This window comes from Lentzea xinjiangensis (assembly GCF_900110955.1).
Classification (GTDB): domain Bacteria; phylum Actinomycetota; class Actinomycetes; order Mycobacteriales; family Pseudonocardiaceae; genus Lentzea; species Lentzea xinjiangensis.
The window spans coordinates 129,599-147,909 of record NZ_FOFR01000004.1 but is presented as its reverse complement, the minus strand read 5'-3'; the positions used below and the strand labels follow the sequence as shown (position 1 = coordinate 147,909).

Here is an 18,311-nt window from a genome sequence, read left to right as displayed (position 1 = left end):
CGACGAGGGAGGCGGAGGGCGTCAGCCGAAGCGGATCTCGCCCGCCACGACCCCGTCCAGCTCGCGCACGAACCCGGCGCCGAACGCGCTGGACGGCGTGTGCACGCCGGGCGCCACGCCGTCGATCCGGCCGATGGCCCTGAGGACGGAGTCGGCGGTCAGGCTGTAGGCGTTCGGCGTGGTGATCGCGCACTGGACCCTGGTCTGCGCGTCCCACGCCTCGCCGAACACCTCGGCGCGGGTGTTGGCGCGCTTGCGCTCGTCGGGGCCCTTCACCTGGCCGGCTACGGTTGTCGCCACCTTCTGCACGAGCGGCGTCTTGAGCACGGGCGCGAAGATCCGCTGGAGCTGTCCGAGCACGCCCGGCACGGCGGTGAACGTCGTGATGTTCGGGATGCCCGTCGAGCGGTAGGCGGTGCTGACGTCGCCCCACGGGATGCTGCCGACCTCACGCGGCCCGGACCGGAAGTGGGCCGTGCGCCTGCGGTGCCCGATGCGGACGCTCTTGAGCTCGCCGTTCACCCGGATCCGCCCACCCACGGCGGCGGCTTCGACGGACGTCTTCGTCGTACCCGCGCTGGCTCCTCCTCCGACGACGAACGCGAGGTCGAGGTGCGTGGCGGTCGGCAGGGCGTCCTTCAGCATCGCGGCGACGCAGTCGGTCGGTACGACGTCGAACCCGGCACCGGGCAACAGCACAACGCCCGCCTTGCGCGCGTCGATGTGCCTCAGGCCGACGGACTCGAAGACGTCGATCTCGCCGGTGATGTCGAGGTAGTGCGTGCGGGTCTGCAGGCAGGCGTCGACCATCGCCGCGGATGTGTGCGCGAACGGTCCGGCGCAGTGCACGACGGCGTCGACGTCCTCGAGGTTCGCCCTGGCCCGTCCCAGGTCGAACGCCCGGTGTTCGAGCCCCAGGGCGGCGGCGAGCGGGGCGACCTTCTCGGCCGAGCGGCCGGCGAGGATCGGCCGTTGCCCGCGCTCGACCGCGAGCGCGGCGATGAGACGTCCGGTGTAGCCGTTGGCGCCGTAGACCATCCACGTCATACCGCGACCTTACCGGCGAGTAGCCTTGCGGGCACCGATCAGCGAGGCGACCAGCAGCACCACGCCCACGCCGCTCACCGGCAGGCCCCAGAGCAGCCGTCGGTGCCGCAGGTCGGCGCAGATGTCCACATAGGCCGGACTCACCGCGGCGACCGCGGGCTCGTCGACCCCGATGCCCAGCCCGTTGCCGCACGGGACCAGCGTGCCGCTCGGCGCCTCGACGGCCAGCGCGACGAGCAGGATCGCGGCCCCGCCGAGCAGGAACGCGAGACCGACCACGGCGGCGAACGTGCGCACTGACATGAGGAAAAGTTACGTCTGGAATGGACATTGGGATAGCCCTGGTCAGACGCATTGGGGTGCATCCCCTAATCCCCCGCGGAACGGTCCCGTACCCCAGTTCCGGCCGTGCGGCGGCAGCGCTGCTCCAGTCGGCCGTGGCGCGGATGCGGCACGGGGCCGCCGACCTTGGTCCACCCGCGCCCTCTCACCTGCACCCGGTCAACGCCCGCGGCAGGACCTCCGTTTTAGTCTCATGTGGACTCCCTGCGCCGGTCTCCACGCCGTCGAGCGCAGCTCAGCGGCGCAGAACGACCGGCAACGCCCGCAGGCTGGCCATGATGTCGTTGTGCGTCACCGCCGGCTGCTCGTCGCCCACGCGGACAGCGCGCGGGAACCGGGCCGTGAGCCGCCGCAGCACGGTCTCGGTCTCCAACCGCGCCAGCGCCGCGCCGAGGCAGAAGTGCGGGCCGTGCCCGAACGCGGCGTGTCCGGTCGCGGACCGGTCGATCCGGTACCGCGCGGCGTCCCCGTGCGCCCGCGGGCACCGCCCGGCGGAGCCGAGGTTGATCAGCAGCAGCGTGTTCGCGGGAACCTCGGCACCGTCGATCTCGACCGGCTCGGTGGTCACGCGGTGGGTGGCGTGGCGAACCGGCGGGTTGTGCCGCAGCGTCTCCTCGACGAGCAGTGGCACCAGTCCGGGATCGGCGGCAACCTGCTCCCACAGCCCGTTGTCCAACGCATCGTGCACGACGTTGGCGATGAGCCCCGCCGTCGTCTCGTGGCCCGCTACGACGAGGAGGAACGCCATCGCGATCAACTCGTCGTGCGTCAGACGGTCGGCGCCACCGGCCGTGAGCGCGCCGAACAGCGAGTCCTTGTCCAGCACGTCGCCCGTGAGCAGGGTGTGGAAGTACCCGCCCAACGCGCCGCTGGCCGGCTGGGACACCTCGGGCTCCATGGACATCATCGCCTCGATCAGCGTGCGCAGGCGGTCCCGGTCGTCCTCCGGCACACCGAGCACCTCACCGATGACGTGCAGCGGCATCGGCACCGCCAGCGCCTTGACGAGGTCGACCTCCTGGCCCTCGGGCAACCCGCCGATGAGGTCCGCGGTGATCTCCTCGATCCGAGGCGCGAGCCGCTGCACCGCGTGCCCGTTGAACGCCTTCACCGCGAGCGCGCGCAACCGGGCGTGCTTCGGGTCATCGCTGTTGAGCATGCTCGGCCCGAACAACCCGGCAAGCTCCGTCTGCGCACTACCGCGCTCCGCGAGCTGACGCTTGATCTCACGTTGCAGAGCGTCGCTGTCCTTGGACAGCCTGCGGTCCGCCAGCAGCTTGCGGGTGAGCTCCAGCCCGACCGTGACCACCTGCATCTCGACGCCGTTGGGCAACGTCACACCGTGCAGCGGCCCTTCCGCCCGTGCGTCGTCCTCGATCCGATGGTGCTCACGTGCACGTAAACCGCCACCGATCAGCAGGTCCGACATGGTCGAGGCTCGCCTCCTACAGCGCGTCGAGGGCCCTGATCGTCTGCCGGCGGGGCAACCGAGGTGGCGCCGCGACAACCGCCCTGCGCTCCGACACCCACTCCGGCAGGTGGTGCCGCAACGCCGCCCGCCCCTGAGCCGTGATCCAGACCGGCGCCGCCATGCCGTGCCGCATGGGCCGCTCGGGGTGCTCCCAGGTGATCCAGCAGCGCTGCCGCAGGACCTCCAGGTCGTCGGCGTCCCATCGCTGGGCCGGCCGGTGCTCGACGTACCACCGCGTGGCCCCGCGGTGCACGCCACCCTGCTCCACCAGCGCCAGCAGCTTGACCTGCTCCTGGGTGACCGTGGTGCTGACCGGCTCCACGGCCTTGGGCTTGCGCTTCACAGGTCGTCGTCCTCCGGAGGTGGCGGGCCCGGCAGCCGTTCAAACTACGGCACCGCCCGCTCCCGCTCCAGATCAGAACCAGCAGACCGCGAAGACCTACGCCTCGGCACAGCGCCCTCCCGGCAACCGCCACCGCCGGGCACCTCGGCGGCGTAGGACAAGCTCCCCGCGGGAGCCGGATTCTTCTCCCACGCCACCGAACCGTCGCCGAACCCGGCTTCCGCCAGCCGCTGCCGGGCGGTCTCGGCAACAGCCGCGGTGGCCGGTCGCCTGACGGTGCCTCCCGCACACGGATGTCCTCTGCCGTCGAGGCACAGGCCCACGCGGGAGACCACGATCTCCATGTCGGACACCGGGTCATGGCCTCGATCCGTCGCGCACCGATGATCGGCGTCCGGCGTGGCGAACCCGACGCAGAGGGCACCCGGCGTTCCGGCTGCTCCGGCGGTGCCGTTCCCGTCATCCACCACGCTCCGAGCCCCAGGCCTGCAACGGCGACAACGCCCAGCACGGCGAGACCGGCCCGCCGGGGCGAGCGGGTGAGTTCGGAGGAGGTCACTTTGGTGGATGTCCTCGCCGGAGGGCGTTACGCCGAAAGAAGCTATAACGCTCGAATACTTGATGAGGTTTACTGATACTGCTCGTCACGCCGCTCGGTCCAGGGGGTTCAATGAGGGACAGGCCACGTCGATCGAACAGGATGTTAACGGCGGCATTCACACTGCTCCTGTTCGCCACAATAGGTGCGATTACCTGGAACACCCTCGAACACTCGGCCGGTGAGGTAGAAGCGGTATCACAGCAAGATGCCGAGTCGTTGCTCAGAGACGTCGCGAATTTCGCCAAAGCCGGTGACTACGACGGCATCTGCCGCTCGATCGCCACTGAACCCTCCTTATGCAGGCACCTCGCCCAGGACGCCCGCGCCCAAGCCCCGATCGACGCCGTGCTCCCCGCGGTGACGGGCTACACGGTCGATGCCGGCGAATCCGGATCGAACCGGGTGTCCGTACTCCACCTCCAAGGCAGGCACGCTGACGGCACGCAGTACACGAGCGATTTCGCTGTCGTGCGCGTGAAACGCGAAGGCATCGTCAGGCTGTCGAGCGTGACGCCGATCTACTGGTCGGGCGTCAAGTACAGCCCTGGCGGAGCTTGCCGCGACGGTTCACGCCCAGGCAGGGCTTGTGGAGCGAACACTCGCACGATAGCGCCGTAAGCCAAAAGCAGGAACCGTCTCACGCCGAATGCTTCGACCAGGGCTCGGCCGGAATCGCAGCACGACTTCAGCGGTGCGCCTTCTCGAACTCCTCGATGATGTTCGTGGGAATGCGGCCGCGGTCGGAGAGCTCATGGCCGTTGACCTTGGCCCACTCGCGAATCGCCTTCGTCTGCTCCTTGGTGCGCGACTCGGCGACGACGGTGCGCGTCGTGTTCGCCGCCCTCTTCGCACGACCACTCGTGCGGCGGGCACTGGCGACGAAACTCGCCAGCGCGTCACGCAGCTTCGCGGCGTTCTCCTGCTTGAGGTCGATTTCGTAGGAGACGCCGTCCAGACCGAAGCTGACGGCTTCGACATCGTCGGCCGCCGTGCCGTCGAGGTCGTCGATGAGCTGAACGAGAACTTTCTGGGCCATGCCTTCGCTCCTTCGAGGTGTGGGCGGTGACTTTAGCAAGATCACATCGACGGAGAGGGCCATCGGCAAGGGCCGGCCCGCGGAAACGCGAAGGTTCACCGGAAGGACGGAGCGAAAACGGGCCGCCGGGAGTTCTTCGCGGGCCGTGGTGTGCACGAGCCGCACGTTGGTGGGCGCGACAGGGATCGAACCTGCGACCGCTCGGGTGTAAACCGAGTGCTCTTCCGCTGAGCTACACGCCCTCACCCCCGCGCCCGGAAGACGCAGGAGGCACAGCTACATCATGCCCTCAAAGAGGCTACGGCCTTCTTCCAGCCGTCCTGGTCGCGGGGCTCACCGGGAGCGTTCACCTCGGTGAAGCGCACCACACCCGACTCGTCGACCAGGAACGTCCCGCGCAGCGCCAGGCCCGCGGCGTCGTTGAACACGCCGTAGGTCTGGGCGACGGCGCCGTGCGGCCAGAAGTCGGACAGCAGCGGGAACCGGAAGCCCTCCTGGTCCGCCCACGCCTTCAGCGCGAACGGTGAGTCCACCGACACGCCCAGCACCTGGACGTTCTCGTTCTCGTAGGTCGCGAGATCGTCCCGCAACCGGCACAGCTCGCCCCGGCAGGTGCCGCTGAACGCGAACGGGAAGAAGACCAGGAGCACGTTCTTCACGCCCCGGAACGACGACAGCGTCACCGGCTGCTTGTTGTAGTCGTGCAGCGTGAAGTCCGGGGCTTCCGAACCGACCTCGACCGCCATGAGCGCAGACCCCTCCGGTGTGACGAGACGAACCACGGACGGTGGATGCGTCCGTGGGTCAACCCTATGTCGGTCCGGCTGGGGTCAGCGCTTGGCCTTGGTGGACTTCGGCCACACCAGGCGGGTGCCCGCCCAGTCGTCGGCCACGCTGATGTTCGACGTCTGCGACAGGCCGGCGGTCGGCACGGCCTCGGCGATGTCGCTCGGCTCCACGTGGCCGGGGCGGCCGGTCTTCGGGGTGAGAACCCAGATCACGCCGTCCTCGGCGAGCACGCCGGTAGCTTCGAGCAGGGCGTCCACCAGGTCGCCGTCGTCCTCCCGCCACCACAGCAGGACCACGCTCACCGTCTCGTCGGCCTCCTCGTCGAGGAGGTCGCCCCCGATCTGCTCTTCGACGGCGGCACGGAGGTTGTCGTCGACGTCCTCGTCCCAGCCGAGTTCTTGGACGACCATGCCCGATTCGATCCCGAGCTTCTCGGCGACGCCGATCTTGCCGGCGTCTTCCGCGGCGACCACGGTTTTCACTCCTCCAACTACGCAAGAGCGACAGCCCTAAGACTGCCGCCAGAGTCCGTTACTCGGGCTAGCGAACACTGTCGGCTACCTCCGGCGCAACTGTTGACCACGTGACACGCCGTAACACGGACCCCTGTGGAGATGCCTAGACTGGCATGAGGCACGCTCTACATACCTCTTATCGCGCGCGCGTGAGCGACACGATCCAGAACTACCGATCAGTAGCGATGACGAAGTCGTCGCGCAAGGACAACGATAGGAGCGCGTGGCACGGTTTCCGGGCCATCGCGAGTACCGCCAACGAAGCCGAGGAGACACCTTGAGCCCGCAGAACACCGGCCCCGAGCGGGTACGTGTCATTCGTGATGGCCTGGCAGCGCACCTGCCGGACATCGACCCCGAAGAGACGTCGGAGTGGCTGGAGTCGTTCGACGAGGTGCTCAAGGGCGGCGGTCAGCAGCGGGCTCGCTATCTGATGCTGCGCCTGCTGGAGCGGGCGAGCGAGAACCAGGTCGGCGTACCCTCGCTGACCAGCACCGACTACGTCAACACCATCCCCACCGAGCGGGAGCCGTGGTTCCCCGGTGACGAGGAGGTGGAACGCCGCTACCGCGCGTGGATCCGGTGGAACGCGGCGATGACGGTGCACCGCGCGCAGCGTCCCGGTGTGGGTGTCGGTGGCCACATCTCGACGTACGCGTCCAGCGCCTCGCTCTACGAGGTCGGCTTCAACCACTTCTTCCGCGGCAAGAACCACCCCGGTGGCGGTGACCAGGTCTTCATCCAGGGCCACGCCTCCCCCGGTGTCTACGCCCGCGCGTTCCTCGAGGGCCGGCTGTCCGAGCACCAGCTCGACGGCTTCCGCCAGGAGTACTCGCACGCCGGTCCGGGTGGCGGCCTGCCGTCGTACCCGCACCCGCGCCTGATGCCGGACTTCTGGGAGTTCCCCACGGTCTCCATGGGCATCGGCCCGATGAACGCGATCTACCAGGCGCGGTTCAACCGCTACCTGCGCGACCGCGGCTTCAAGGACACGTCCGACCAGCACGTGTGGGCGTTCCTGGGCGACGGCGAGATGGACGAGCCCGAGTCGCGCGGCCTGCTCCAGCTCGCCGCCAACGAGCAGCTCGACAACCTGACGTTCGTCGTCAACTGCAACCTGCAGCGCCTCGACGGTCCCGTGCGCGGCAACGGCAAGATCATCCAGGAGCTGGAGTCGTTCTTCCGCGGCGCCGGCTGGAACGTGATCAAGGTCGTCTGGGGCCGCGAGTGGGACGCGCTGCTGCACGCGGACCGCGACGGCGCGCTCGTGAACCTGATGAACGCCACGCCGGACGGCGACTACCAGACCTACAAGGCCAACGACGGCGCCTACATCAAGGAGCACTTCTTCGGCCGCGACCCGCGGACGAAGGCGCTCGTCGAGGCCATGAGCGACGACGAGGTGTGGAACCTCAAGCGCGGCGGCCACGACTACCGCAAGGTCTACGCGGCCTACAAGGCGGCCACCGAGACCGTCGGCCAGCCGACGGTGATCCTCGCCAAGACCATCAAGGGCTACTCGCTCGGCAAGCACTTCGCGGCGCGCAACGCGACGCACCAGATGAAGAAGATGACCCTGGAGGACCTCAAGGGCTTCCGGGACAGCCTGCGCATCCCGATCTCCGACGAGGTGCTCGAGAAGGACCCGTACCTGCCGCCGTACTACCACCCCGGGCAGGACTCGCCGGAGATCCAGTACATGCTGGAGCGCCGCCGCCAGCTCGGTGGTTTCGTGCCGGAGCGCCGCACGAAGTCCAAGGCGCTGGTGCTGCCGGGCGACAAGGTCTACGACGGCATTCGCCGCGGTTCCGGCAAGCAGGAGGTCGCCACGACGATGGCGTTCGTCCGGCTCGTCCGCGACCTCGCGAAGGACCCGGAGATCGGCCCGCGCATCGTCCCGATCATCCCGGACGAGGCGCGCACGTTCGGCATGGACTCCATGTTCCCGACGCAGAAGATCTACAACCCGAACGGGCAGGCGTACACCTCGGTGGACGCCAACCTGATGCTCGCCTACAAGGAGAGCGAGCAGGGCCAGATCCTGCACGAGGGCATCAACGAGGCGGGTTCCACGGCGTCGTTCACGGCGGTCGGCACGTCCTACGCCACGCAGGGCGAGCCGATGATCCCGATCTACATCTTCTACTCGATGTTCGGCTTCCAGCGCACGGGCGACGGCCTGTGGGCGGCGGCGGACCAGATGGCGCGCGGCTTCGTGCTGGGTGCCACCGCGGGCCGCACCACGCTGACCGGTGAGGGCCTGCAGCACGCCGACGGCCACTCGCTGCTGCTGGCGCACACGAACCCGGCCGTGATCGCCTACGACCCGGCGTGGTCGTTCGAGGTGGCGCACATCGTCAAGGACGGCCTGCGGAGGATGTACGGCGAGAACGCCGAGAACATCTTCTACTACATCACCGTCTACAACGAGCCGTACGTCCAGCCGGCCGAGCCGGAGAACCTGGACGTGGAAGGCCTCCTGCGCGGTCTCTACAAGTACCAGGACGGCCCGCGGACCGACGGGCCCCGCGCCCAGATCCTCGGCTCCGGCGTGGGCCTGCCGTGGGCGCTCAAGGCCCAGCAGATGCTGGCCGACGAGTGGGGCGTCTCCGCGGACGTGTGGTCCGCCACGTCGTACTCGGAGCTGCGCCGCGAGGCCGTGGAGACCGACCGCCACAACCTGCTGCACGTGGACGCCGAGCCGCGCGTGCCGTACGTGACGCAGGTGCTGAAGGACGTGCAGGGCCCGGTCATCGCGGTGTCCGACTGGGCGTCGGCGATCCCGGACCTGATCCGCCCGTACGTGCCGACCGACATGACGACCCTGGGCACGGACGGCTTCGGCTTCTCCGACACCCGCCCGGCCGCCCGCCGCCACTTCCTGGTGGACGCGGAGTCCGTCGTCGTCGCCACGCTGGCCGCACTGGCCCGCCGCGGCGAGGTCGAGCAGGCCAAGGTGGTCGAGGCGGCCCGCAAGTACCGCATCGACGACGTGCAGGCGGCCGGCCCGTCCACGTCGGACGCGGGCCTCGCGTAGGCATCGGTTGCAGAAGGGCCGTCCCGCCGTGCGCGGGACGGCCCTTCTCACGTCCTGAGGGCGTACTCGGTGAACTGACCGGCGACGGTGAACCCCAGACGCCGGTAAACGGGCTCACCGTCCGCAGAAGCCTGGAGAACGGCGATTCGGTAGCCCTCGGCGCGTGCGGTGTGCAGCGCGGCAAGCGTGATCGCGCCGCCATAGCCCCGCCGCCGATCTCCGGCGAGTGTTGCGATGTTGTAGATCCCGGCCACACCGGCGTGCAGGAACACCTCCGCAGTGCACACCGCACGACCGTCCACGTACCCGACGAGGTAGCGCGCTTGGCTGGTCAACGCGTGCGGTGCCACCTCGGCGTAGAACCGGCGGACCGCGGCAGCGGGCGGGTCCCAGTTCGCGGCCAGCACCGCCGCGTAGTCCGCGAGCTCGGCCTCGGTGCTCACCCGGCGGATCTCCAGCCCGTCCGCGCGGGGCTCTGGCAGAGCGGCGTCCGCGAGGTCGGTCCACATGGCCGCCTCGGTCTCCGCCGCCGTGACGCCGGCCCGCGTCAGCACCGGCCCGAGGTCCGCGGGGGTCGACGCGGGCCCGACCCACCAGGAGAACGGCCGGCCGGAGGCCTGGAGGGCACGCACCGTCTCCGTGACGCGGGCGACGACCGTCTCCGGGGTGAACCGGGCCATGGCGACGATGTTGAACGTGTCGTCGTCCAGGCCGCTGTCGGCGACCAGGAGGTCACCGGGCTCCGCCACCGTCGCCCGCGTGAGGTGCCGATGCAGGTGGCAGGCGTGCTCGGCGAGGTTCTGCTCCATGCTCGCGAGCAGCCCGGCGTCCACCCGGCGCGGGCTGTCGTCGCGGGGCTCCACCAGGTCGTACTCGTCGACGTCCAGCGAGGCGCGGACCGCGGCGAGGAACTCGATGGACGCCGCGGCGACCCGCCAGCCGACGCCAGTGCCGTCGGTGCCGCGAGGGCCGTCGGTGCCGTCGCGGAACTGGCGCACCACGACCAGGCGGGCGGTGGTCCGGGGATCGGCGGTGAGCGCGACGAGCTCGTCGCGGAAGGGCTCCAGCCGTTCGACGAGGTTCCGGACCTGCTCGTGGACCGGCTCCTCGCCCCGCCGGACGATCCGCCACGTGCCCGCACCCCGCTCGTCCGGTTCCAGGCCGAGCCGGGCCGACAGACCGGCCGCGGACACCGTCTCGCTCACCAGAGCGAAGTAGCAGTACCGCTCCACGCGCATGAGGTCATCGCAGCACGCTCACAAGATCAAGCGCGATCGATATGTCGGCGTCCCTCCGCGCCCGGATGCAAAAGACGTTTGCGGACGTCCGCAAACGTCTTTTGCATCCGGGAGGAGAACCGCAGGTCAGGCGGCTAGCACTGGGCGACGGGCCGGGCGTGCAGGAGCGGCTCGTCGGCGCGGGCGTCGAGGAGCAGGGGCAGGAGAGCGCGGGCCTGTTGCTTCAGCGGCACGATCCGGTCACCGCCGCGCAGGTACCGGGACGTGACGCCGTGCAGCGCGAGCTCGTCCGCGAAGTCGCGGTACTGGGCGCCGGTGAGGACGTAGCCGCACGGCGGGGTCGTCAGCACGTCCTCGGGGGCAGGGGCCTGGTTGTCCGCGCCGCCGAAGTACAGCGGGCCGGACCGCACGGCGCGGGAGGCGGCGGTGGCGGCCTCGACGGCTTGGCGCTCGGAGCGCACGAACGACTGCGTCCCGTCCAAAGCCTTCAGGTGCGACTCGACGCGGAACCGGGGCGTGTTGTCGACGTTGGTCTCCACCAGCAGGCCCATGCCGTGCTTCAGGCCGCCGGTGTTGCGCAGGATGCGCTCCTGGCCGTCGCCCGCCACCTGGCGAACGGGCTCACCGGTGACCGGGTCGACGTGGATGCCGTAGACGCCCGAGGTGCGGCCGGCGGCCTCGACCGACGGGCGCACGTACGAGCGGGACAGCGTCTCGGAGAGGTCGTGGACGCCGTCGGCGACGTTGAGGTTGCGGGGCCAGAGCCAGAGGACGTCCTTCACGTAGTACGGCGCGGAGGGGCCGAACTCGTGCAGGTCGTGGATGACGTCGGGCTTCCAGTCGCGGAAGACCGCGGCCATCGCGCGTGCCTCCGCGGTGCGCAGCAGCAGGTGGTCCCGGTTGACGTCGATGCCGGCCGAGTTGCCGCGGGTGTCGGCGGCGCGGCCGTCGGGGTTCGCGTTCGGGACGAAGAGGTAGGTCGTCCCGGAAGCCCTGGGCAGCGAGCGCATGCGGATCAGGCACGCCTCGCGCCCGGCGGGCTCGTCGCCGTGCTGGGAGCAGATGAAGACCACCACCGTGCGCGCCGACCGGGGACCGACCCGGACGAGCTGGATCGGGCGGCCCTGGGCCGTCGTGCCGATCCGCGTGACCGGGAGGCCCGTCGCGCGCAGGTAGGCCTGTTCCTCGGCCTCGGTGGTCCAGTTCCCGGTCTTCTCGAAACCCGTCCGCGGCGGTTCCGCCGCGAGGGCGGGCACGGGAACCAGCAACGAAGCAGCGGCCAGTAACGCGATCAGTCCCCTCATAGGGGAGACTTTGCCGCCTGTGTCAACCGCCGGGCCGTGCGGTTCCAGTCGATGAAGCCGTGCACCACCAGGCCCGCGAAGATCACGTAGACGAACGCGCTGAAGTACAGGCCGGACTGGATCTGCAGCGGCACGCCCACGAAGTCCACGACCAGCCAGACCAGCCAGAACTCGACCAGGCCCAGCCCCTGCAGGGTGAACGCCAGGATCGTGCCGACGAAGATCGCGGCGTCGGGCCACGGCGCCCACGAGGCGTCGAGCCGGTCCAGCACCAGCGCGAACGCCACCGTGCCGGCCACGAAGACCCCGGCGACCACGAGGCGCTCCCGCCAGGAGCCCTTGCGCACCACCACGCCGAAGACCGGGTCACGGCGACGCACCCACGCGTACCAGCCGTAGACGGCAATCGCCCCGACGACGACCTGACGGGTCGCTAGGCCGCCCAGGTGAGCGGACAGATAGACGGTGAACAGCAAAGCGACCGACACCAGCTGAACAGGCCAGGTCAAGAGTGAACGGCGCTGCGCGAGGAACACCACCGCGAGCGCCAGCACCTGCCCGACCAGCTCGGTGTACGCGATCTTCTGGCCGAAAATCGTCAATCCCAGCTCGTACCACACGGCTTGTTCCCCCGCGGTTCAGTCGCCGTATACCGGTGTTTCCTACGGTCCCACCATGTCATCTTCCTTAGCACTGGCGCTCGTGCCTTTGTTCCTCACCGGGCCCGTGGCCGTGACGCCCGTCATCACGCCGACGGTCACCACGCAGACGTTCGCCGAGCCGGCGGACGCCGACGACCCGGCCATCTGGGTGAACCCGCGCAACACCGAACGCAGCGTGGTCCTGGGCACGCTCAAGGAAGGCGGCTTGGCGGCGTTCGACCTGAACGGCCGCACGATCGGCGTCCAACCCGCACCGCTGCCGCCGACGCCGGACGCGAAGCCCGGCCGCTACAACAACGTCGACGTCCTGGGCGACCTCGCGTTCGTGAGCGACCGCGGCCGCGACCGCATCCGGGTGTTCCAAGTGGACGAACGCGGGGTGAGGGACGTCACGAACCCCGCGACGGCGCCGGTGTTCTCGAAGACCGAGGCCGAGGTCGACGACCAGCACACCGCCTACGGCCTGGCCGCGGGACGCCTCGACGGCAGGGACGTCGTCGTCACCAGCCGCCGCAACGAGACGAGCATCGCCCTGCTGCACGTCGTGCCGGGCAGGACCTACGACACCAGGAAGGTGTCCACTCTGGACCTCCCGAGCACCTTCACCCTCCCGGACGGCCGGAGCTGGACGGTCTGCGGCGAGCCGGGCGAGGGCCCCCAGGTCGAGGGCATGGTGATCGACGAGCGGACGAGCACCCTGTACGCGGCGCAGGAGGACGTCGGCATCTGGCGCATCCCGTTGCGCGCGGGCGGCTTCGGCCGGCCGCAGCTCGTCGACAAGGTCCGCACGTTCGGCGCGCCGCAGAAGTACGACCCGGAGACGGAGGAGTGCGTGGCCGACGGCCCGAACCCCGGCTTCGGCGGCCAGTGGCTCGAGGCCGACGCCGAGGGGCTCGCCATCGCCGGTGACGTGCTGCTCGCGTCGAGCCAGGGCGACTCGCGGTTCGTGGCCTACCGCAAGGCCGACATGTCGCCCCTCCGGGACTTCAGGATCAAGGACGTCGAGCACTCCGACGGCGCCGACATCGTCCTCGGCAAGCTCAACCTGCTGGTCGTCCACGACGGCGAACGTCCAGAAGGCACCGGGTTCGCGTTCATCAGGTTCTAACCTGTCCCGATGGGGACCCTGAACCTGAACCAGCTCAACCGAGCGCTGATCGAACGCCAGATGCTGCGCGAGCGCGCCACCGGGAGCGCGCTCGCCACCATCGAGCACCTCGTCGGCATCCAGGCGCAGGAACCGAAGTCCCCGTACATCGGCCTCTGGAGCCGCGTCCGCGACTTCCGGCCGCAGGAGCTCGAGGACCTCCTCACCGGCAGGCAGGCCGTCCGCATCCTGCTCATGCGCGGCACGATCCACCTGGTGAGCGCGCGGGACGCCCTCGGGCTCAGGCCCCACACCCAGCTCAAGCTCGACCGCGAACTGCGGAGCGGGCCGTTCGCGACACGCCTGCGGGGCCTCGACTTGGACGAGGTCGCCGAGGCGGGCCGCAAGATCCTCGAGGACACCCCGCAGGGCACCGCGGACGCCGGCAGGCAGCTCGGGCAGCGCTGGCCCGGCCACGAGCACACGGTCCTCGGCAACGTCCTGCGCAACAAGCTCCCGCTCGTCCAGCTCCCGCCGCGGGGCCTGTGGCACCGCAGCGGCCGGGCCGTCTGCACGACCGCCGAGAGCTGGCTGGGCGAGTCGCCGCGGGCCACGCCGAAGACCGAACTGGTCCTGCGCTACCTCGGGGCGTTCGGCCCGGCGGCGGTCATGGACGCGCAGCAGTGGTCCGGCCTGACCAAGCTCGGTGAGGTGTTCGAGGCACTGCGGCCGCGGTTGCTGACCTTCCGCGACGAGGCGGGCCGGGAGCTGTTCGACCTGCCCGACGCCCCGCGCCCCGACCAGGACACTCCGCTGCCCGTGCGGCTGCTGCCCGAGTTCGACAACGTCCTGCTCGCCCACGCCGACCGGCGCCGGGTCATCGCGGACGACCGGCTCGGCGTCGTCATCGGCGGCAAGCCCACGGTCCTCGTCGACGGCTACGTCGCCGCGACGTGGGCCGTCACCAAGGAGCGCACGATCACCGTCGACCACCTCGCCCCACTGCCCCGCAGCAGGCAGAAGGCGGTCGCGCAGGAGTGCGACCGCCTTCAGGACTGGCTCGGCCGGTTCTAGGCGGCCACGTCGACGTGCGCGCCGTCACCGACGACCAGCCGGTGCTGGCGCGCCGACCCGACCCTGGCCCGGCGCCCGATCAGCGACGTCTCGATCCCGGACACGTTGTGCACGGACGCCTCGTTCAGCACGATCGAGTCGGCCACCCCGGACTCCGTGATCCGGCAGTCCGCGCCGATCGACGTGTACGGCCCGACGATGGACTCCTCCACCAGCGTCCCGGCGCCGATGATCGCGGGGCCGACGATGCACGACCGCACCACGCGCGCGCCCTCCTCGACCACGACCTCGCCGATCAGCCGCGACTCGGCGTCGACGACGCCCTGGATGTCGGTCCGCAGCCCCATCAGCAGCTCGCGGTTGCACTCCAGCACGTCCTCGACCTCCCCGGTGTCCTTCCAGAACCCCGAGTAGATCCGCGCCCGCACGTCGCGTTCGTTGGTGACGAGCCACTGCAACGCGTCGGTGATCTCGAACTCGCCGCGCCACGACGGCTCGATCGCGTCCACGGCGGGGTGGATCGCGGGCGTGAAGAAGTAGACGCCGATCATCGCGAGGTCGCTGCGCGGCTCCCGCGGGTGCTCGACCAGCCGCGTCACGCGCGAGTTCTCGTCCACCTCCGCGACGCCGTACCGGCTCGGGTCCGCCACCTTGTCCACGAGCACCTGCGCGGACGGGCGCAGCCGCGCGAACTCGTCCGCGATCTGGCCGATGCCCTCGGCCAGCACGTTGTCCCCCAGGTACAGCACGAAGTCGTCGTCACCGAGGAACGGCCGGGCGATCCGCACGCAGTGCGCGAGGCCCAGCGCCGCGTCCTGCCGGAGGTAGGTGAGCGACACACCGAGGTGGGCGCCGTCGCCGAACAGCTCGGAGATCTCCCGGCCGCCCTCGCCGACGACGATGCCGATCTCGGTGATCCCGACGTCCCGCAGGTTCTCCACGGCGTACTCGAGCACCGGCTTGTTGGCGATGGGAACGACGTACCTGGGCAGGGAGTGTCCGGCCGGGCGCACGCCCGGCGACAGCACTAGGGCTTTCATAGGTCCTCCACCGCGACGGAACAGTTCGGGTGGGTACGAGGCTGGGTGCGCGCGGTGGACCGGAACTGGAGAACCGTCAGAACACGAGGAAGGGGCCCTGCGCGCGATGTTTGCGCCGGGCCCCTTCCACGGGCTGGGACGTGCTTCCCGGAACTACAGCTCGGTCTTCGGCAGGCTCACCGGCGTGGTCGGGGGGTCACCGGCCCGTGCGCTCATGCCCGCCGGCGTCTCCTGCGAGGCGCGAGGCGTCGGCGACTGCGCGGCCGCCGCCTCGTCCTGCACGCGGTTCAGCCAGCCCTCCCAGCGCGCCTGCATCGGCCGGACCAGGCCGCCACCCACACCGATGACGACCACGCCGGCGACGGTGGCGAGCACGGCGATCAGCACCGGCATGGTCACCGAGACCGCGATGCCGAGCTGGTTGAGGGCCGCGATGACGCCGAGCGCCATCACGAAGCCGTAGGTGATGTTGCCCAGGATCCGCGTGTACGAGCGCTGGCCCAGCGCACCGGTCACGAGGCCCTTCAGCGCCGTGCCGATCGCCGACGCGACGATCACCAGCACCACGGCCACGACGATGCGCGGCAGGTAGGCGATGACCTCGTTCAGCAGCGTGCTGACCGGGTTCGAGGCGCCGAAGACGCCGAACGCGAGCTGCAACGCGATGAGCAGCACGAAGTAGTACACGATCTTGGCGATCAGGCCGCTCGCGTCCATCGACGACTGCTTCATCGCGCTGTTCAGGCCGGACCTGTCGACGAGCTTCTCGAAGCCGACGCGCTTGAGCAGGAACCGGACGCCCTTGGCGAGGGCCTTGGCGATGAACCAGCCGATCAGCAGGACGAGCAGGAAACCGAGCAGCTTCGGCACGAACGTGGCGACCATCGCCCACGCCTGGCCCAGGCCCTCGGTGATTTGGGAGCCCACGGGGCCCTCCTCGAACGAAGTTGCGGTGAGTGAAGATCCGACCGGTTGATCGTTTCGTGGATCACACCGCCCGGCAATCGCGACACCGTGACACGAAAGGGTGGCTGACGTGGATTTTTGTCCCCTGGCAGTACACAGTGGAACTACCGGTGGGGACCGGGGAGAGGGAAGCGCCCGCCACGCTCCGTGGCGGGCGCTTCCACGTTTCTCCCCCGACCCGCTACGTCTGGGCGGAGAGCCCGCGCCCGGCCAGGTAGCCCTCGATCCGGCCCTGCGACAACGCGGGCGGCGCACCCGCCTGACCGTCCTGCGGCACCTCCGGCCGCGGGTCGCCCGCGCACTGGGTGCTGCTGCCCGGCAGCGCCCCGTCGATCAGGTACCGGTTGACCTTCCGGTCCACGCAGGAGTTGCCGCCGTTGTAGAGGCCGTGCTTGCCCTCGTCCACGACGGTGATCAGGTTGTGGCCGAGCCGCGCCGCCATCGCGGGTCCGCTCGCGTACTGGGTCTGCGTGTCACCCTCCGACTGCACGACGATCCCGACCGGGTAGCCGTCGCGCGCGATCCTGACCGGCGCCTCCGGCGGGGTGAACGACCGGAACGTGCACGTCATCGGGGCGGCCCTGACGATGCCGAAGCCGTACGGGTAGCGCTCGCGGAAGATCCGCATGTCCTCGTAGTAGACGTGCAGGTCGGTCGGCCAGTCCGCCTCGCAGGTGACCGTGTCGAACACGCCCGACCGCAGCTCCTGCAGCCCGGTCTTCGCGAGCAGCTGCCCCGCCGCGGCGGCCTCGGCGGTCGCCGGCTGGTCACCCGACCTCAGCTTGGTCACGATCGTCGCGAGGTCCGACCACAGCGGGCGGTAGCGCGCGCCCACGCCGACCGCGCCGTCGAAGGAGGACCGGTCGTGCTCGCCGATCGGCGTGGTGTGCAGCTTCGCGGCGACCTTCTCGACCTCGGCCATCACCTCGTCGCGCGACTTGCCCAGCCCGAACTTCTCGCTGCGCTCCGCCACCCACGACGCCCACGCCTCGGCGCCGTGCCGGTAGGCGACGGCCTGCTGGCGGAACTGCTCGTGCCAGACCCACTCCGGGTGCACGGCCGAGTCGAGCACGCTGCGGTCGAGCCGGTGCGGGAACAACGTCCCGTACACCGCGCCCAGGTACGTGCCGTAGGAGTAGCCCAAGTAGTTGATCTTCGCCTCGCCCAGCACGGCCCGCACGACGTCCATGTCGCGCGCGGTGTTGGGGGTGTTGATGAACTGCCGGATCCCCCCGGCGGACTGCTGGCAGGCCTCCTCGGCGGCGCGCGCCTCCGCCGCCCACCGGGCGAACTCGCCGTCGCCCGGCCGGGACTCCGGCGCGGCGATGGCGGGCGCGGTGCGGCAGTTCAGCGCCGTCGAGCGGCCGACGCCCCGCGGGTCGATGCCGATCAGGTCGTAGACCTGCCCGAGCTCGGACCTCGCGAGGAACTGCGGCAGGCCGAGCCCGGAGCCGCCGGGTCCGCCCGGGTTGGTGAACAGCACGCCGCGCCGGCGCTCGGGCGCCGCCGCCCTCTTGCGGCTGATCGTGAGGGTGATCCGGTCGCCAGCGGGCCTGGTGTAGTCGAGCGGCGCGACGAGCGTGGCGCACTCGAGCTGGGTGAGCTTTCCCTGGCACGGCGCCCACGCGACGGGCTGGGCGTAGAACGCGGTGAGCGGGTCGGGAGGGTCCGCGGACGCGGCCGCGCCCGTCGTCAGAAGTGCCACCACGCCGAGGGTGAGGAACGAGTACCTGGGCAAGACGAACCTCCGCGCCGTACG

Annotated in this window: 17 protein-coding genes and 1 tRNA gene; 4 read left to right on the top strand and 14 right to left on the bottom strand. The window is 70.2% G+C overall.

Features of this window, described 5'->3' with window-relative positions; genetic code table 11:
* Positions 1 to 21: 21 nt before the first annotated feature.
* The 4 genes from BMW88_RS12470 to BMW88_RS12455 form a co-directional block, all read right to left on the bottom strand.
* Positions 22 to 1,047: a saccharopine dehydrogenase family protein gene (locus BMW88_RS12470; protein WP_089950844.1), complete on the bottom strand. Its 1,026-nt coding sequence runs from the start codon at positions 1,045 to 1,047 to the stop codon at positions 22 to 24.
* A gap of 9 nt (positions 1,048 to 1,056) precedes the next feature.
* On the bottom strand, positions 1,057 to 1,350 hold the full coding sequence (locus tag BMW88_RS12465; RefSeq protein ID WP_089950843.1) for a hypothetical protein: 294 nt from the start codon (positions 1,348 to 1,350) through the stop codon (positions 1,057 to 1,059).
* Between the two features lie 274 nt (positions 1,351 to 1,624).
* Positions 1,625 to 2,818 carry a cytochrome P450 gene (locus BMW88_RS12460; protein WP_089950842.1) on the bottom strand — a complete coding sequence of 398 codons (1,194 nt, stop codon included), beginning with the start codon at positions 2,816 to 2,818 and terminating at the stop codon, positions 1,625 to 1,627.
* Between the two features lie 16 nt (positions 2,819 to 2,834).
* Complete coding sequence (locus tag BMW88_RS12455; protein WP_089950841.1) at positions 2,835 to 3,203, bottom strand: hypothetical protein; 369 nt, start codon at positions 3,201 to 3,203, stop codon at positions 2,835 to 2,837.
* 700 nt (positions 3,204 to 3,903) lie between these two features.
* On the opposite strand from BMW88_RS12455, the gene BMW88_RS12450 reads away from it, so the two are divergent.
* Entirely contained in the window at positions 3,904 to 4,422 is a 519-nt protein-coding gene (locus BMW88_RS12450; protein ID WP_089950840.1) for a hypothetical protein, read from the top strand.
* 67 nt (positions 4,423 to 4,489) lie between these two features.
* Here the strand turns inward: BMW88_RS12450 and BMW88_RS12445 are convergent, their stop codons facing one another.
* From BMW88_RS12445 to BMW88_RS12430, 4 genes are all read right to left on the bottom strand, one after another.
* Positions 4,490 to 4,840: a histone-like nucleoid-structuring protein Lsr2 gene (locus BMW88_RS12445; RefSeq protein WP_089950839.1), complete on the bottom strand. Its 351-nt coding sequence runs from the start codon at positions 4,838 to 4,840 to the stop codon at positions 4,490 to 4,492.
* Positions 4,841 to 5,007: 167 nt separating this feature from the next.
* Positions 5,008 to 5,082, bottom strand: a tRNA-Val gene (locus BMW88_RS12440).
* 39 nt (positions 5,083 to 5,121) lie between these two features.
* Positions 5,122 to 5,586 (bottom strand): peroxiredoxin, encoded by a 465-nt coding sequence (locus BMW88_RS12435; RefSeq protein ID WP_089950838.1) that lies wholly within the window; start codon positions 5,584 to 5,586, stop codon positions 5,122 to 5,124.
* An 84-nt stretch (positions 5,587 to 5,670) separates the two neighbouring features.
* On the bottom strand, positions 5,671 to 6,102 hold the full coding sequence (locus BMW88_RS12430) for a DUF3052 domain-containing protein (RefSeq protein WP_089950837.1): 432 nt from the start codon (positions 6,100 to 6,102) through the stop codon (positions 5,671 to 5,673).
* Between the two features lie 319 nt (positions 6,103 to 6,421).
* Here BMW88_RS12430 and aceE point away from each other — a divergent pair, with 319 nt between their 5' ends.
* A complete protein-coding gene (gene aceE / locus BMW88_RS12425) occupies positions 6,422 to 9,181 on the top strand; it encodes a pyruvate dehydrogenase (acetyl-transferring), homodimeric type (RefSeq protein ID WP_089950836.1) in 2,760 nt (919 codons plus the stop codon).
* Between the two features lie 47 nt (positions 9,182 to 9,228).
* Here the strand turns inward: aceE and BMW88_RS43200 are convergent, their stop codons facing one another.
* The 3 genes from BMW88_RS43200 to pnuC form a co-directional block, all read right to left on the bottom strand.
* Complete coding sequence (locus tag BMW88_RS43200) at positions 9,229 to 10,419, bottom strand: GNAT family N-acetyltransferase (RefSeq protein WP_089950835.1); 1,191 nt, start codon at positions 10,417 to 10,419, stop codon at positions 9,229 to 9,231.
* Positions 10,420 to 10,553: 134 nt separating this feature from the next.
* On the bottom strand, positions 10,554 to 11,723 hold the full coding sequence (locus BMW88_RS12415) for a M14 family zinc carboxypeptidase (protein WP_089950834.1): 1,170 nt from the start codon (positions 11,721 to 11,723) through the stop codon (positions 10,554 to 10,556).
* Positions 11,720 to 12,343, bottom strand: a complete 624-nt coding sequence (gene pnuC, locus BMW88_RS12410) for a nicotinamide riboside transporter PnuC (protein WP_089950833.1) — start codon at positions 12,341 to 12,343, stop codon at positions 11,720 to 11,722. Before pnuC ends, BMW88_RS12415 begins: the two co-directional genes overlap by 4 nt.
* Positions 12,344 to 12,398: 55 nt before the next feature.
* On the opposite strand from pnuC, the gene BMW88_RS12405 reads away from it, so the two are divergent.
* Together BMW88_RS12405 and BMW88_RS12400 are read left to right on the top strand one after the other, a co-directional pair.
* Positions 12,399 to 13,493: a phytase gene (locus BMW88_RS12405; RefSeq protein WP_089950832.1), complete on the top strand. Its 1,095-nt coding sequence runs from the start codon at positions 12,399 to 12,401 to the stop codon at positions 13,491 to 13,493.
* Positions 13,494 to 13,502: 9 nt separating this feature from the next.
* Positions 13,503 to 14,546 (top strand): winged helix DNA-binding domain-containing protein, encoded by a 1,044-nt coding sequence (locus tag BMW88_RS12400; protein WP_089950831.1) that lies wholly within the window; start codon positions 13,503 to 13,505, stop codon positions 14,544 to 14,546.
* Here the strand turns inward: BMW88_RS12400 and BMW88_RS12395 are convergent.
* From BMW88_RS12395 to BMW88_RS12385, 3 genes are all read right to left on the bottom strand, one after another.
* Positions 14,543 to 15,586, bottom strand: a complete 1,044-nt coding sequence (locus BMW88_RS12395) for a glucose-1-phosphate thymidylyltransferase (protein ID WP_089950830.1) — start codon at positions 15,584 to 15,586, stop codon at positions 14,543 to 14,545. The two genes, BMW88_RS12400 and BMW88_RS12395, sit on opposite strands and share 4 nt — an antisense overlap.
* A gap of 153 nt (positions 15,587 to 15,739) precedes the next feature.
* Positions 15,740 to 16,513 (bottom strand): mechanosensitive ion channel family protein, encoded by a 774-nt coding sequence (locus BMW88_RS12390; RefSeq protein ID WP_089950829.1) that lies wholly within the window; start codon positions 16,511 to 16,513, stop codon positions 15,740 to 15,742.
* A 220-nt stretch (positions 16,514 to 16,733) separates the two neighbouring features.
* The gene (locus BMW88_RS12385) at positions 16,734 to 18,290 is read right to left on the bottom strand and encodes an alpha/beta fold hydrolase (protein WP_245777735.1); all 1,557 of its coding nucleotides are present in this window, start codon (positions 18,288 to 18,290) and stop codon (positions 16,734 to 16,736) included.
* Positions 18,291 to 18,311: the final 21 nt, after the last annotated feature.

Bases quoted from the DNA above. Each gene is read 5' to 3' on its own strand.
- BMW88_RS12460 (WP_089950842.1), bottom strand. From the start codon at position 2,818: ATGTCGGACCTGCTGATCGGTGGCGGTTTACGTGCACGTGAGCACCAT.
- BMW88_RS12470 (WP_089950844.1), bottom strand. From the start codon at position 1,047: ATGACGTGGATGGTCTACGGCGCCAACGGCTACACCGGACGTCTCATC.
- BMW88_RS43200 (WP_089950835.1), bottom strand. From the start codon at position 10,419: ATGCGCGTGGAGCGGTACTGCTACTTCGCTCTGGTGAGCGAGACGGTG.
- BMW88_RS12465 (WP_089950843.1), bottom strand. From the start codon at position 1,350: ATGTCAGTGCGCACGTTCGCCGCCGTGGTCGGTCTCGCGTTCCTGCTC.
- BMW88_RS12405 (WP_089950832.1), top strand. From the start codon at position 12,399: ATGTCATCTTCCTTAGCACTGGCGCTCGTGCCTTTGTTCCTCACCGGG.
- BMW88_RS12435 (WP_089950838.1), bottom strand. From the start codon at position 5,586: ATGGCGGTCGAGGTCGGTTCGGAAGCCCCGGACTTCACGCTGCACGAC.
- BMW88_RS12400 (WP_089950831.1), top strand. From the start codon at position 13,503: ATGGGGACCCTGAACCTGAACCAGCTCAACCGAGCGCTGATCGAACGC.
- BMW88_RS12450 (WP_089950840.1), top strand. From the start codon at position 3,904: ATGTTAACGGCGGCATTCACACTGCTCCTGTTCGCCACAATAGGTGCG.
- BMW88_RS12445 (WP_089950839.1), bottom strand. From the start codon at position 4,840: ATGGCCCAGAAAGTTCTCGTTCAGCTCATCGACGACCTCGACGGCACG.
- BMW88_RS12415 (WP_089950834.1), bottom strand. From the start codon at position 11,723: ATGAGGGGACTGATCGCGTTACTGGCCGCTGCTTCGTTGCTGGTTCCC.
- BMW88_RS12395 (WP_089950830.1), bottom strand. From the start codon at position 15,586: ATGAAAGCCCTAGTGCTGTCGCCGGGCGTGCGCCCGGCCGGACACTCC.